This window comes from Sinisalibacter aestuarii (assembly GCF_027923545.1).
GTDB lineage: Bacteria > Pseudomonadota > Alphaproteobacteria > Rhodobacterales > Rhodobacteraceae > Sinisalibacter > Sinisalibacter aestuarii.
In genome coordinates this window covers 365,485-379,870 of sequence record NZ_BROH01000001.1, presented here as the reverse complement: position 1 = coordinate 379,870, position 14,386 = coordinate 365,485, and the positions used below count along the sequence as shown (strand labels likewise).

The window sequence follows — 14,386 nt, the reverse complement described above, 5'->3', positions numbered from 1 at the left end:
ATCCGCTTTCCCCCCGTAATGTGCTACGGGATCCGGGAGGAGGCGCCATGAAAGCCGGATATGTTGAAATGATTGTCGCGATTGCCGATGCCGGCAGCCTGCGTGCCGCCGCCGATAGAATCGGCAAGACGCAACCGGCGATCACCAAGGCGCTTCGCAACGCCGAAGAGGAGCTGGGCGACCGGATCTTCACCCGCGCACCCCGTGGTGTGGAGCCAACCGAGATCGGCCGCGCGGTGATTGCCCGGGCCAGGGTGATCCAGGCCGAGCTGCGCAAGCTCGACGAAGAGGTAAGCCAGATCCAGGGCGCGCGCTCGGGCAGCCTGCACGTAACCGTCTCGCCCCTCGCCGCCGTGCGCATCGTGCCCAAGGTGATGGACAGGTTCCGCCGCCTCTTTCCCGGCGTCCATGTGCAGATCGCGGGCGGCCATCCGCCATCGACCACCGCAACGCTGCGCTCCGGCGATACCGATATCGTCATCGGCCCCGTGCCGGATGAGAACGAGCGCTCGGGCCTGTCCGTGCGACCGCTTCTGTCGTCGCCGATTTCGGTGATTACCGGCAAAGGCTCCCGCTATGCCGGGGCAACGCATCTTGCCGCGCTGCGCGATGCCGAGTGGATCATGATCGGCCCGCGAAAGCGCATTTTCGGGATTCGGCGGGATTTTCTCCGCCTCGGGCTGGAGCCGCCAGTGCCCGTGACCACCTCCGATTCGATCACCAGCCTGCTGGCCATGATCGAAGGCAGCCACCGCGTTTGCTCCTTCCCGACCCTGCTGCTGGAAGAGATCGAGCCGCGCTGGCAGATCGTGCGCCTGCCGCTGCAAGACGATGTAACGCCAGTGGAAATCGGGCTGATGGTGCGCGCCGACAGGCCGCTGACGCCCGCCGGGCGGGCCTTCGTCGATGCCGTCGCCGCGCAGGCGGAAAAGATGGTCGCATCACCCACCGATAACCAGTAGTTATAACGATGAAGATAATTCGCTTCTTGGTTATCTCGATCGACGTATAATCCTCCCCCATCCGGACGCAGATCCGGCCAGGGAGGAAAAATGAATATCCTGTTCGTCATGTACGATCAGCTCCGGTTCGATTACCTGAGCTGCGCCGGGCATCCGCATCTGGAAACGCCCAACTTCGACCGGCTGGCCGCGATGGGTGTCCGCTTTACCGAAGCCTACGTGCAATCGCCGATCTGCGGCGCGAGCCGGATGAGCTTCTATACCGGCCGCTATGCCAGCTCTCACGGCGCGCAATGGAACGGCTTTCCGCTCCGGGTGGGCGAAGTGACACTGGGCGATCACCTGCGCAAGCTCGGGATGCAGAGCTGGCTGATCGGCAAGACCCATATGAAGGTGGACGCCGAAGGCATGGCACGGCTCGGCCTCAGCCCCGACAGCATGATCGGAGCGCGCCAGGCCGAATGCGGCTTCGATGCCTGGATCCGCGATGACGGGCTTTGGGGCCAAGGCCCTGACGGGTTCTACGACCAGAAACGCTCGCCCTATAACGAATACCTCAAATCCAGGGGCTATGACGGCGAAAATCCCTGGGCCGACTATGCCAATGCGGGCGTGGACGACGAGGGCAACATCGCCTCCGGCTGGATGTTCATGAATGCCGACAAGCCCGCCAACATCCGCGAGGAAGACAGCGAAACGCCCTGGCTCACCTCCGAGACGATGCGCTTCATCGAGCAGGCGGAGGGCGACTGGATGGCGCATGTGAGCTACATCAAGCCGCACTGGCCCTACATCGTGCCCGCGCCCTACCACGACATGTACGGCGCCAACCACGTGCCCGCCGCGCGCCGTCACGAGATCGAGCGTGAAGATCCGCACCCGATCTACGGCGCCTTCATGGCCAACAAGGTGGCCAGCGCCTTCCAGCAGGACATTGTCCGCGAAAAGGTGATCCCCGCCTATATGGGCCTGATCAAGCAGGCCGACGATCAGTTCGGCCGCCTGCTCGACTGGCTGGAAGAAACCGGGCGGCTCACCGACACGATGATCGTGGTCACCTCCGACCACGGCGATTATCTCGGCGATCACTGGCTGGGCGAGAAGGATATGTTCCACGAGCCCAGCGTGAAAATCCCGTTCATCGTCTACGACCCGCGCTCCGAGGCCGACGCCACCCGCGGCACGACCTGCGCCGCACTGGTGGAAAGCATCGACCTTGCCGCCACCTTCGTCGAGGCTGCCGGCGGTATCGTGCCGAACCACATCATCGAGGGCCGCTCGCTGATGCCATGGCTGCACGGCGAAACGCCCGACACCTGGCGCGATTTCGTGGTCAGCGAATACGATTACTCGGTCACACCGATGCGCACCACACTGGGCGTCAGCGCCAGCGATGCGCGGCTCTTCATGGTGTTCGACGGGCGCTACAAGCTGATCCACGCCGAGGGTGGCTTTCGCCCGATGCTGTTCGATACCGTCGCCGACCCGGACGAATTCCACGATCTCGGCGCCGATCCGGCACAGGCGGAAACCATCGCGCGCCTCTACCAGATGCTTGCGCAATGGGGCCGGCGCAACGCCCAGCGCGTCACCCGCTCCGATGCCGAGATCGACGCGATGCGCGGCTCGTCGGCGCGCAAAGGCATCCTCCCCTTCATGGTCGATGGCAGCGAAGTCGCCACCGACCTGACCGTGAAGTACCGGGGACCGGCACGGCAAATCCATCTCGTGGATGACGATAATGTCTGATCACCTGTTCCCCAACCCGACCGACAAGCGGATCGCCAATATCGTCGCCGTCGCGCTCGCCGCGGTCGCCATCGTCTACGCGGCCTCCGGCCCGCTGAACGACTTCGTCAACTGGTTCATCTCGACCACCACGGACGGCTTCGCCGAAATGTCGCGCCGCGATCAGCGGTTGCTTCTGCGCGAGCACTGGCTGGGCGCGGCGCATCGCGTGTTCGAGCAGGATTTCCTGCGCCCCACCGGGCTCATCATCGGCCTGCCCATCGTGCTCTCCTTCGTGATCACCACGCTCACGATCCACCGGGCCCCGCGCCTGCGCGCGGTCAACTGGGCGCTCGCGGCACTATCCATCGCCGCCTTCACCGTCTGGATCATCAAGATCTTTGCGATGGATGGCGGCCAGCTTCCCTCGATCGCCCCGCTCGATTACATCGTCTTCCCCGTCGCCGCCGCGATCACTCTGTATATGACCTGGCGCATGTTCGGCGGTTTCATCGTCGCCTTCTGCCTGTTCTGGGTGGTCTATTTCTTCATTCGCGGCTGGCTGCCGGACTGGACGGGCATTCTCGCCGGGTCGGAGGCGAGCATGGGCCAGAACCTGCGGCAGATGATGCTGGGCTTCTGGGCGCAAACCGGCGGCATGTTCGGCCAGCCGGTGCAGGTTGTCACCGCCAATGTGCTGGTTTTCATCGTCTTCGGCTCGGTCCTGATGGCCTCGGGCGCAGGCGATCTGCTGATGAAAATCGCCAACCGGCTCACCGGCGGCCTCACCGGCGGCGCGGCCCATGCGGCCATCGCCTCTTCGGCGCTGTTCGGCACGCTTTCCGGCGCGGCGATCTCCAATGTGGTCTCCACCGGCGTGATGACCATCCCCGTCATCAAGCGCGCCGGTTTCAAACCGGCCTTTGCCGGCGCGGTCGAAGCCGCCGCCTCGACCGGCGGGCAAATCATGCCGCCGGTGATGGGCGTGGTCGCCTTCTTCGTCGCCGGCCAGATCGGGCTCGAATACCGCTACATCGTGGTCGCGGCCATCGTGCCAGCGATCTTCTACTACCTCGGCACCTTTCTTGCGGTCTATTTCGAGGCCCGCAAACTCGGGATCGGCGCGCTGCCCGGCGAAGAGCGCCCCCGCCTCACCCGGCGCGATTGGGTGCAGAACCTCGTATTCGTCGTCCCGCTCGGCACGCTCTCCTATTTCCTCTTCGCCCAGCCCTCGGTGCCCAAGGCGGGCTTCTACGGGATCGTTGCGGCGCTCGTCTCGTCCTGGGTGCTGTTCCCCGACTTCCGCAAACGCGGCAAGCTGTGGAACGCGCTGGTGGATGCCGGGCGGATGTCGGCCTCGATCATCGTGGTGGTGACGGCAATCGGCCTGATCGTCGGGCTGATCCAGATTTCGGGCTTCGCCGGGCGGCTCTCGCTGCTGCTCGCGCAAGTGGCGGAGGGGCCGCTGCCGGTGGTGCTGCTCGTGGTTGCCTTCGGGGCCATCGTGCTCGGCATGGGCCTGCCGCCCGGCGCCACCTATTTCATCATCGTCATCGCCCTCTCCTCGGGGATCGACACCGTGGGCCTCGCGCCGCTCACGCTGCATCTTTTCGTGGTGGTCTTCGCGATGATGTCGACGGTGACGCCACCCGTGGCGCTCGCGGCCTTCGCCGCCGCGCCCATCGCCAACGCCAACCCGATCCGCACCGGCTTCGAAGCCGCCAAGATCGCGCTTGCGGGCTTTCTCGTGCCCTTCGTCTTCGTCTACCACCCGGCGGTGCTCTACAAACTGCAGGTGCTGTTCGAATGGTTCGGTGAAGAAGCCGTGAGCAGCCGCGCGATGATCGACATCACCACGGTGAGCTGGGGCGATCTCGGCTGGATTGTCGTCGCTTTCGTCCTTGCGATGTGGCTCATCGCCTCGGGCCTTGCGGGCCATGACCGCGCACGGCTCGGCACGCCCGAACGGGTGGCGCGTGTCGTGGTCGGCCTGGCCGCGCTCGCGCCGCAAATGATCGTGGCCGGCCCCGCCGCCGCTGTCGGAATCCTGCTCATCTTCCGGGAATGGGCAGCCAATCGACTGACCGCACGCAAAACGGCGTGACGGCAGCACAACATCCAGGGAGGACAACATGAAACACCAGACCCTAGCCGCCGGCGCTGCCGCGCTTCTCATCGCGGGAGCGGCCAATGCCGAAACCTTCAAGATGGCCACGATCGAACCGAGCCTCGGCCCGGCGATTGTGATGTCGACCTTCGCCAACCTCGTGACCGATGCGCTCGACGATGTCGAAATCGAGGTCGCCGGCGGCGGCGCGGCCACGCTGCACATGCTCGAAGTCGGGCGCGGCAACCTCGATATGTCGATGGTATCGCCGTCGATCTACCCGCTGATGCAGGGCGGCAAGGCGATGTATGCCAACGAGCCGGACGCCCCCGCGCTGTCGGAAAACCTCGCGCTGATCATGTGGTTCCCCTACGGCCAGTATCACTACACGGTGCGCGCCGATTCCGGCATCGAAACGCTCGATGATATCGAAGGCACCACCGTGTTCCTCGGCCCGGCGGGCGGCGGCGCCTATGCCACCGCGAAAGACTGGATCGAGGCCACCACCGGGCTTGTCGCGGGCGAGGATTATGAAGCGATCACCGCCAATTGGGCGACCGGGTTTCAGTCGTTCCAGGACGGCAAGATTGATCTCTACGTGAACGGCTGCATGGACCCGTGCCAGCAGTTCCTGCAGATCACCGAAACCGAAGACATTCGCTTCATCGGCCCCGAAGACTGGTCGGGCGAAGCGGTGGAGGCGTTTCTCGGCAGGTTCCGCACCCTCGCGGAAGTGGCCGCCGGTGCCTATGACGGGCAGGTGAACGAAACCGCCGTAATGTCGCATGACACGAATGTCGGCATCGGGGTGCGCCGCGATCTGGATGATGAGACCGTCTACCAGATCACCAAGGCGTTCTGGGAAAACCTCGAAAGCATCACCTCGGATGCGCCCTGGGCCAAAGCGATCTCCATCGAGGTTGCGGTGAAGGATTTCGGAATGCCGCTGCACCCGGGTGCGATCCGCTATTATGAAGAAGTCGGCGCGCTCTGAGTGCCGCTGCATCGCCTCGCCCGGTCGCCGGGCGGGGCACCGCGCAACGCGGAAGCGCATATGATCCGCTTCCCCCGCCGAAAACATCAATGAAAATCCCGGCTTGGAAAGAGCCGCTTGGCCTGTTCCCTGGGGTGCGTTGCGCGCGGCGCGGGCAGGCTGCGCGGCGCGTTGTCTGTTTGCGGGGTTGTGCGGCCAACCGCATTGTCCATCGGGTGGCCGAGATCGGACAGGCGGTGAGACAGATCCTCGATCTGCTGGGCGATCAGATGCACGACAATGCCTTCGCGCTGCAGATACCCCGTCACACGCAAGAGCCGCCCGCCCATGACGATCCGGCGGAACCGCTCATAGGTTTTGGGCCAGACCACCACGTTTGACACGCCGGTCTCATCCTCCAGCGTCAGAAAGATCACACCGGAAGCGGTGCCGGGGCGCTGGCGGGTGATGACCAGGCCACAGACACTGACCCGGCCCGGCGGGATCGTGGCCAGCTTGTCATGCGGCGTCAGGCCGGGAATTGTCGGGCGCAAAAGCTCCATCGGGTGGGCGCGCAGGGTCAGGCGCATGGACACATAATCCTCCACCACCTCTTCGCCCAGATGCATTGGCGGCAGCATCACCTGCGGCTCACGGATGCTTTCACCGTCGACCGGATCGTTGAACAACGGCAACGGCGCCAGCCCCCGGATCGACCGCACATGCCAGAGCGCATCGCGCCGGGTCAGGCCCATATCGGCAAAGGCATCCGCCTCGGCCAGACGTTCCAGCACCGCAGGGGCCACCCCGGCACGGAGCCAGACGGCTTCCGGATCGCGGTAGCCATTGCCACGGGCGGCCACGATCCAGCCGGCATCCTCCTCGCGGAAGCCCTTGATCTGACGAAAGCCCAGCCGCAGGGCCAGCGCTCCATCGGGGCGGCGCTCCAGCGTGTTATCCCAATCGCTGGCATTCACGCAGATCGGGCGCAGCTCGACCTGATGCTCGCGGGCATCGCGCACGATCTGGGCCGGGGCGTAGAAGCCCATCGGCTGAGAATTCAGCAACGCGCAGGCAAAGATTGCCGGGTAATGGCATTTCAGCCAGGCCGAGACATAGGCGAGCATGGCAAAGGCGGCGGCGTGGCTTTCTGGAAAGCCGTAATCGGCAAACCCTTCGATCTGCCCGAAACAGCGTTCGGCCACCTCCTGATCATAGCCGTTTTGCAGCATCCCGGCGATGAACTTGTCGCGGTGCGCACCGATCGTGCCCATTCGCCGGAACGAGGCGAGCGAACGGCGCAGATGGTCGGCCTCTTCCGCGGAGTAGCCCGCCCCGACCACGGCGATTTGCAGGGCCTGTTCCTGAAACAGCGGCACACCGAGCGTGCGCCGCGTCACCGCTTCCAGTTCCGGCCCGAACGGCTCCGCCTTTTCCAGCCCTTGCCGCCGCTTGATATAGGGCTGCACCATGCCGCCCTGGATGGGGCCGGGGCGCACGATGGCGACTTCGATCACCAGATCGTAAAAGGTGCGGGGCTGCATCCGGGGCAGAAAGTTCATCTGTGCCCGGCTTTCCACCTGAAACACGCCCACCGCATCGGCGACACAGAGCATGTCATAGGTGGCGGCATCTTCCTGCGGAACGCTGTCGATCGTCAGCCGTTGCCTTTCATGCCGCTCCATCAGTTCGAACGCCCTGCGGATACATGACAGCATCCCCAGCCCCAGCACATCGACCTTGAGGATATTCAGCGTATCAATGTCGTCCTTGTCCCATTCGATGATGGTGCGGTCCTCCATCGCCGCATTCTCGATGGGAGCCAGCTCATCGAGCCGCCCCTTGGTGATGACAAATCCGCCAACATGCTGCGACAGATGGCGGGGAAAGCCGATGATCTCGCGGATCAGCCGGATGGTCTGGGCAAGGCGGCGGTCGGCCGGATCGAGGCCAAGCTCCCTGATCCGCTCCGGATCGGCGCCGCCATTGGACATGCCCCAGATTTGCCCCGACAGGCCCGCCGTCACGTCCTGGGACAGACCCATGACCTTGCCAACCTCACGGATGGCGGCCCGGCTTCGGAAATGGATCACCGTGGCGCAAAGCCCGGCCCGCTCCCGCCCGTATTTTGCATAAATCCACTGGATGACCTCTTCGCGCCGCTCATGCTCGAAATCCACGTCGATATCGGGCGGCTCGCCCCGGTGTTTCGAGATGAACCGCTCGAACACCATGGCGATCTGGTCCGGCGATACATCCGTAATGCCAAGCAGATAACACAGGATCGAATTGGCCGCAGAGCCGCGCCCCTGGCAGAGAATGCCTTTTGAACGGGCAAACTGGACGATATCGTAGACTGTCAGGAAATAAGCCGGAAAATTGAGTTCCGTGACAAGCTTCAGTTCCTTGGCGATCAGGTCCAGCACACGCTGAGGGGCACCCTCGGGATAGCGCCGCTTCAGCCCGTCCCTTGTCAGCCGTTCCAGCCGTGCCTGCGGCGTTTCATCTTCAGAAATCTCGTCCGGGTAGTCATAGCTGAGTTCACTCAGGCAAAAACTGCACCCTGCGGCGATTTCAAGCGTGCGGCGCAGGGCGGCGGGGTGGTCGCGAAACACCCGCTCCATATCCGCGCGTCCCTTCAGCCGACGCTCGGCATTGGGCAGGGCGCGGGTGCCGATCTCGTCGATGGTGATATGCTCGCGCATGCAGGTCAGCACATCGGCCAGTTGCTTGCGGTGCCCCCGGTGCATCAGCACATCGCCCACCGCGACCATCGGGGCGGAACTGCGCTGCGCCAGCCGGGCGCAGGCGTTCAGATAAGCCTGATCGGAGCCGTCATAGCGCGGCGCGGCACCCAGAAAGACATGGCCGGGAAAGCGGCGCTGCATCTGCTGAATATGCGCAAGGCTGGCATCAAGCCCCCGTTGCGGCAGGGCGATCAGGATCATGCCGGTGCAGGCATTGAGCAGATCGGCCCGGTCGAGATGGCATTCCCCTTTCTCCGCCCGCCGTTTGCCAAGGGTGAGCAGCCGGGTGAGCCGCTGATAGGCGGCACGATCCCGCGGCAGCGCCACCCACTCCACCGGACTGTCGCGCAGCACCAGGCGGCAGCCGACGATCAGCTTCGGCAATCGCCCCGCCTCTGGCCGTTCAATCGGGCTGGGCCGGCCAACCTCCTGACGCGAGCACTGGTCGACCCGATGCTGTGACGTGATCCGAATGGCATTCTCAAGACCGTGCTGCAGTTCCTGCAGCGCCCGGTAAGCACGCACCACACCCGCCAGTGAGTTACGGTCCGTGATCGCGATGGCAGACAGGCCCAGTTCAGCCGCCCGCACGACCAGTTCTTCCGGGTGCGAGGCCCCGGTGAGAAACGTGAAATTCGTGGTGACGCATAATTCGGCATATCCGGCCTCGCCACGCTGCCCGGGCAAGGCATCGAAACGGACAGCGTCAGCCCGTTGATGATCGCGCGCAATTTCGATCATGCGAATTCCCCCTGCACGAACCAGCCGGGGTTTTGTGGCGTGTAAAACAGCCACAGCCGCCGCCCTTGCCGGGTTTCCACATGCCAGTAATCGCGTATGCCGCCGCGCCAGCTTTCATCCGCGAGCCACCATTCCGGGGCGATGCGTTCCGGCCCGGTGGCCCGCGCCGTGGTCAGAAACATGCGCCGCCAGCGAAATTGCCGGGGCGGACGGGAACCCGTCCCGCCGATGGGTTCGGGCGAAAACAGGCGCAGGGGGCGCGGGCGCGGGCTGATCCACGGCCCGCCCGGCGCCGAATAGGCGGCAGCGGCGATGATGAAGCCCCGCTCGGGGATGTGGCTGTCGGCAGGCAGGAAGCGCTGGACGTTCTCCAGCCCGATCCGGGTGCCGATCCGGCTGACAAGATCGTCCAGCTGATCGGCCCGCCCCGAAGACACATGGCTGACCTGATGCACGGGCAGCGGTTCGACCTGCACCGCCTCCAGCCGAATCTGGTCGATGCCATAGCCCGCATCCACCTCGCCCACGCCACGTTCGAACAGCGGCAGGATACGGGCCGCATCGCGCAACGGGCGGGCAAGGCGCACTTCGACGCTCCGGGCCTCCTGATCGACCCGGCGCAAGGTCAGGCTCAATATCCGGGCCCCGGCCTCTTGCGCCTTCAATTTCTCGCAAAGCCGATCCAGCAAGCGTGATGTTGCGGCCATCACATCGTCAAACAGGCCAACAGGATCGGGCAAGGTCATACGCACCCCGTAATGGGGTGGTTCGGCCAGCGGGGTAATCTGCTCCGGCTGGCGGCCAAACGCCTGATCCAGCCGCATCATCAGGCCCGGCCCAAAGCGGCGGGCCAGCGGAGCGCGGGCCGCGGCTTCCAGATCGCCGATTGTGCGCAAGCCCAGGCGCTGCAGGGCAATGCAGGTTTCGTCCGCCAACCGGAGCGCGGCAACCGGCAACGGCCCAAGGGCCTGCAGCATGTTGTCCGGCGCCGCGATTCCCTCGGAATGATGCGCAAGCGCCCAGGCCGCCCCGCGCGTGCCGGCCAGCCCGATCCGGGCCGCAAGCCCCGCCCGATCCAGCCGCATGCGCATATCCGAGAGCATGGCCGCCTCACCCCCGAAAAGATGGGCTGCGCCGGTAATATCAAGCACCAGCCCGTCCGGCTCTTCAAGCCCGACCCAGGGGCAATAGCGCGTGGCCCATCGGCGCAGGATGTGCAGGAAGCGCCGATCCGCCACCGGGTTCGCCGGGCGGCTTTGCAGCGCCGGGCAAAAGGCGCGGGCATCGGCATAGGACATGCCACGATGCAGCCCCTGCCGCTCCGCCTCCTCATTCAGACAATAGAGCCGGTTGGCATTGTTCTGCTTCAGCGTCAGCGCGAAGGGGCCGTCAATCGGATGCGCGCGAAGAACCCGGTCGCTCGCCAGCCGGGGAAACCACATCGAGACAACGCGCCGCTGCATTCCATCGAACATGCCAGGCCCTCAATGTTCCTGATTTGTTCTTAATAATTTCCCAACGCATCAGAGTCGAGTCATCCGCATCGAAAACCGGGGCGCAATGCCATCGCGTTTCCGCGGCATTGCTGCCCATCCCTTCGGGGATCAGGCATAAACCTGTCGAATTTCCCGCCTTCGCCGCAAGCTGCAGCCGCCGCCCCTCGCGCAGATCGAGCGGGCGCGTGATCTCGATCACAACAAGCGGCACCGCCCCGTCCTTGAGCGCCTCTTCCGCAACGGCGAGGCTCTCGCTCTGATCCCTGGTCCGGGCCATCAACATGCAGGCCGGATCGAAAAAGGCCGCCAGCCCGACAGGGTTTATCATCTCCCCATGCCACCCCTCGCGCACCCAGAGTATCTGCCCGGCCCGAACGGCGGACACGGCGGCAAAACTCACCGCACCCGGCCCGGACACTTCATGAACACGCGCTTTGCGCAAGGGAAAGTGGATGAGATCAGGCGAAACCATATTCATCACAATAACCAGGACACCCGGCCCCGCACACCCGAATTCTGCACCACATCAGGGCCGCATATGAGGCAAGCCCCAAGCGTCGATTTCAGGGAGACGCGGCTTCAGAGAAGGATGGTGCCGGTGAAGGGACTCGAACCCCCGACCCCATCATTACGAATGACGTGCTCTACCAGCTGAGCTACACCGGCATCCTTCTCTTCACGGCCCCACCATGGGCCTACTCGTTACTGCGCGCCGCTTGTAAGCGACTGGTTTGAAACGTCAATCGCGCGCAGACTTGCCGCTTGCGAATGTGGTGTTTGCCAGTTGGGCCGCACCGCCACGCTTCAGGTGCGCGTCCTTTAACACCGCAAAAAGAGGCTGTGTAGCCCTATTTTTCGTGCGGAGCCTCCACCTCGGGCGCATATTCCGCAACGCCGTCTCCCTCTGGGTCCGCGTAATCCGCATGGGGCGGCCTGGCGAAGCTTTCTTCCGGTGGCATCTCGGTGCCCTTCACAGGGCTGGCCGGCGCAGCCTCTGCGGGAACGGCGGGGCCGGCGCCCACCAGCAGCGGCAGCATCCCGGCGCCGCCGGGCATCTTCACTTCGCCCTCCACCGGCACCTTCCAGCTCAGCGTGTCGAAGGCGTCGCAGCCAAGGCAGACCGGCGACCAGTCGGAATGGACCTGCCCGCATTTGTCGCACACCCATTGCGGCCCGCGCGAGGCGGTTACCGCTCTGGCCAGCCAGCCGCGCACCGCATCGTCGCTCGCCCCCTCGCCGCGCTCGATGGCAGCCATCAGGGTGAGCACGCGCTGGGTGGGATCGGTCTCGGCCAGATCGCCCAGGGCGGCACGGGCGGCCGGAAAGTCTTCCGCCGCGATGTTGAGCTCGGCGAGCAGCATCCGCGTTTCGGGATCGTCCGGGTGATGCCGGGTGACCTGGCGAAACCGCTTGAGCCGCTCGGCGGGAGTTTCATCCGGCTCGATGGCCGCGAAGGCCGCCGCAAGGTCGGGGTGCGGATGAGCCTGCCAGGCTTTCGAGAGCACCCGCTGCGCATAACGCGGATTGCCTTGCTCGGTGTAGCTCTTCGCCGCCAGCACGGCCGACGGGATCAGGTCGGGCGAAAGCTTGTTCGCCTCGATCGCCGCCTCGCGGGCACGGATCGAATTGCCCTCGGCAAAGATCTCCTTTGCCTCCTGCAGCGCCAGCACCGCGTCGCGCCGCTTGCCCACATCCTTGGGCAAAGCCCCGGCTTTCACCTTGGTGCCGATGGTCTGGCGTGCCCCGGCCCAGTCGTTCTGCGTCGCCTGCAGGGCCAGCAGCACATCGCCCGTTTCGGCATGGCGCGGCTTCAGGGCAAAGGCCTTTTCGGCCAGCTTCATCGCCGTCTCGGTATCGCCCGCCTCCAGCTTCTGCTTCATGATCCCGCGAATACCCACGAAGCGCGTGCGCTCATCCGCCAGCAGCCGCTTGTACATCGCTTCCGCCTTCTTGCGGTCGCCCGCCATCTCGGCGGCCTGCGCGGTGATCAGATTGGTCAGTTCCGGGCGATGCAGAAACTTTTCGGCCCGCGCCGCCTTCGCCATCGCAACCCGCTCTTCGCCGGAGGCCAGCGCCATCAGCCCATCGGCCAGCGCCTCGAACCCTTTGCGCTCGCGGTTACGGTCGAAATAGCGGCTGATTGCCGTCTCGTCGCCGTTGAGAAAATGCACAAGCGCCACCAGCAGGCTCACCAGCTTCATCAGCAGCCAGACCGCCACCACCAGGGCCACAAGCCCGATCACCGCCTGCAACGGGCCAAGATTGTATTCCGTCGCACCGATGGCGATGCGCACGCCGCCTTCGGTTTCCATGATCATGCCGGCGCCCAGCGCAGCCGCCGCGATGATCACGACGAACAGGATGATCTTCAACAGGGACCAAAGCATCAAATCACCCTCATTTCGCGTTCAGTTCCCGGGCCAGCGCTGCACCGGCATCGACTGCGGCTCGCCGCGTCTCGGCCTCTGCGCGCCACGCAGCCATGGCGGGCTGGCCCGCCGCCGGCAAAGCGTCAAGCTCGCGCAGCACCACCGCCAGATCGCCCTGCCGCAGCGCCGCCTCGGCCCGCGACAACACCGCATCCGCATCGTCGCCCTCTTTCGCTTCCAGCGACCGGGTGCCAAGCTGGGTGCGCATAAAGGCACTAAACCGGCTCATTTCGCCGCTTTCCACCGCCGCGCGCACCGAAGCATCCAGCGCAGCGCGGGCCGCTTCGGGAAAGCTTTCCTGAAGCCCTGCAAGCGTTGGCACGCCGGTCTCGGCAAATCCGGCAAGCGCCGCCGGGGCCTCTGTTCCGGTGCTTTCCGCCAGATCGGCCAGCGCCTCGGCAAACGGCTGACCCGTCTCAAGTGCCGCCGTCACGCGGGCCAGCGCCGCACGCCCGGCAGCCGCCTGCGCGGCCTCGGCCGCCTGAGCCTGCAATTCGACGGCACTTCCTTCCGCCGCCTGAACCTGAGCCAACTCATCCTCGAACAACTTGCGCAGCGCCGCCAGTTCCCGCTCATAAGCCTCTGCCGCCATCCGGGCCGCAGCGGACCCTTCCGGCGCCAGCCGCTCAACCGCGGCCAGACGCGTTTCGATCTCGTCAAGCCGGGCATCTGCCGCCGTCAGCGTTTCGTTGAGGCCGCCGATCTGGGCCGAAAGATCGGCGCGCAACGCGTCGAGGCCGGAATCGCTCCGCAACGCCGCCACCGCATCGGACATGCCGGCCATGGCCTGCTGCAACGCCGCAATATCGGCGCCCTGCGCCTCGACCGCCAGCGCAACCGGATCTTCCTCCGGCGCCACGCCGGGAAACGGCCAGCCCTCGGGCACCACATAGCGCGCCGCCACAAATCCGATCGCCGCCGCCAGAACACCGCCGATCACGAAGCCGGACAAGGCCGCCGCGCCACCGCGTGGCTTTGCCGCCGGGGCTGCGGAATCCTTCGGTGGCTCCGGGGTTGCCCCGGCGTCGTCCGTCGTGGGGGTCTCCACCGCGTCGCGCGGTTCCGGGGCAGCGTCCTGTTCGGGTTTGGCCTTCGGCTCCGGCGGGGGCGGAGGCGCGGTGGGCTCTGCCGGGGTTTCTTCGATCACGACGGCATCTTCCACCGGCTCATCTGCCCTGGTCGATCGCTTCGCGGCCGTTTTCG

9 protein-coding genes and 1 tRNA gene are annotated in these 14,386 nt (G+C 65.3%); 4 read left to right on the top strand and 6 right to left on the bottom strand.

From position 1 onward, the window contains the following. Positions 1 to 47 precede the first annotated feature (47 nt). The 4 genes from QMG28_RS01925 (at position 48) to QMG28_RS01910 (ending at position 5,791) form a co-directional block, all read left to right on the top strand. Entirely contained in the window at positions 48 to 962 is a 915-nt protein-coding gene (locus QMG28_RS01925; protein WP_281840477.1) for a LysR family transcriptional regulator, read from the top strand. Positions 963 to 1,052: 90 nt separating this feature from the next. Next, positions 1,053 to 2,711: a sulfatase-like hydrolase/transferase gene (locus QMG28_RS01920; protein ID WP_281840476.1), complete on the top strand. Its 1,659-nt coding sequence runs from the start codon at positions 1,053 to 1,055 to the stop codon at positions 2,709 to 2,711. Next, positions 2,704 to 4,794, top strand: coding sequence for a TRAP transporter permease (locus tag QMG28_RS01915; RefSeq protein ID WP_281840475.1), 2,091 nt, complete (start codon positions 2,704 to 2,706; stop codon positions 4,792 to 4,794). Before QMG28_RS01920 ends, QMG28_RS01915 begins: the two co-directional genes overlap by 8 nt. 28 nt (positions 4,795 to 4,822) lie before the next feature. Further along, positions 4,823 to 5,791: a TAXI family TRAP transporter solute-binding subunit gene (locus tag QMG28_RS01910; protein WP_281840474.1), complete on the top strand. Its 969-nt coding sequence runs from the start codon at positions 4,823 to 4,825 to the stop codon at positions 5,789 to 5,791. Between the two features lie 86 nt (positions 5,792 to 5,877). Here QMG28_RS01910 and QMG28_RS01905 read toward each other — a convergent pair whose 3' ends face one another. From QMG28_RS01905 to QMG28_RS01880, 6 genes are all read right to left on the bottom strand, one after another. Beyond that, entirely contained in the window at positions 5,878 to 9,258 is a 3,381-nt protein-coding gene (locus tag QMG28_RS01905; protein ID WP_281840473.1) for an error-prone DNA polymerase, read from the bottom strand. Beyond that, entirely contained in the window at positions 9,255 to 10,733 is a 1,479-nt protein-coding gene (locus tag QMG28_RS01900) for a Y-family DNA polymerase (protein WP_281840472.1), read from the bottom strand. Before QMG28_RS01900 ends, QMG28_RS01905 begins: the two co-directional genes overlap by 4 nt. Next, on the bottom strand, positions 10,648 to 11,226 hold the full coding sequence (locus QMG28_RS01895; RefSeq protein ID WP_281841045.1) for an ImuA family protein: 579 nt from the start codon (positions 11,224 to 11,226) through the stop codon (positions 10,648 to 10,650). Before QMG28_RS01895 ends, QMG28_RS01900 begins: the two co-directional genes overlap by 86 nt. Positions 11,227 to 11,344: 118 nt before the next feature. Beyond that, positions 11,345 to 11,420 (bottom strand) — tRNA-Thr (locus QMG28_RS01890). A gap of 182 nt (positions 11,421 to 11,602) precedes the next feature. Continuing rightward, positions 11,603 to 13,141: a heme biosynthesis protein HemY gene (locus QMG28_RS01885; RefSeq protein WP_281840471.1), complete on the bottom strand. Its 1,539-nt coding sequence runs from the start codon at positions 13,139 to 13,141 to the stop codon at positions 11,603 to 11,605. A 10-nt stretch (positions 13,142 to 13,151) separates the two neighbouring features. Beyond that, on the bottom strand, positions 13,152 to 14,345 hold the full coding sequence (locus QMG28_RS01880) for a COG4223 family protein (RefSeq protein WP_281840470.1): 1,194 nt from the start codon (positions 14,343 to 14,345) through the stop codon (positions 13,152 to 13,154). Between the last annotated feature and the right edge of the window lie 41 nt (positions 14,346 to 14,386).

Coding starts and splice junctions, on each gene's coding strand:
- QMG28_RS01925 (WP_281840477.1), top strand. CDS start 48: ATGAAAGCCGGATATGTTGAAATGATTGTCGCGATTGCCGATGCCGGC.
- QMG28_RS01920 (WP_281840476.1), top strand. CDS start 1,053: ATGAATATCCTGTTCGTCATGTACGATCAGCTCCGGTTCGATTACCTG.
- QMG28_RS01915 (WP_281840475.1), top strand. CDS start 2,704: ATGTCTGATCACCTGTTCCCCAACCCGACCGACAAGCGGATCGCCAAT.
- QMG28_RS01910 (WP_281840474.1), top strand. CDS start 4,823: ATGAAACACCAGACCCTAGCCGCCGGCGCTGCCGCGCTTCTCATCGCG.
- QMG28_RS01905 (WP_281840473.1), bottom strand. CDS start 9,258: ATGATCGAAATTGCGCGCGATCATCAACGGGCTGACGCTGTCCGTTTC.
- QMG28_RS01900 (WP_281840472.1), bottom strand. CDS start 10,733: ATGTTCGATGGAATGCAGCGGCGCGTTGTCTCGATGTGGTTTCCCCGG.
- QMG28_RS01895 (WP_281841045.1), bottom strand. CDS start 11,226: ATGGTTTCGCCTGATCTCATCCACTTTCCCTTGCGCAAAGCGCGTGTT.
- QMG28_RS01885 (WP_281840471.1), bottom strand. CDS start 13,141: ATGCTTTGGTCCCTGTTGAAGATCATCCTGTTCGTCGTGATCATCGCG.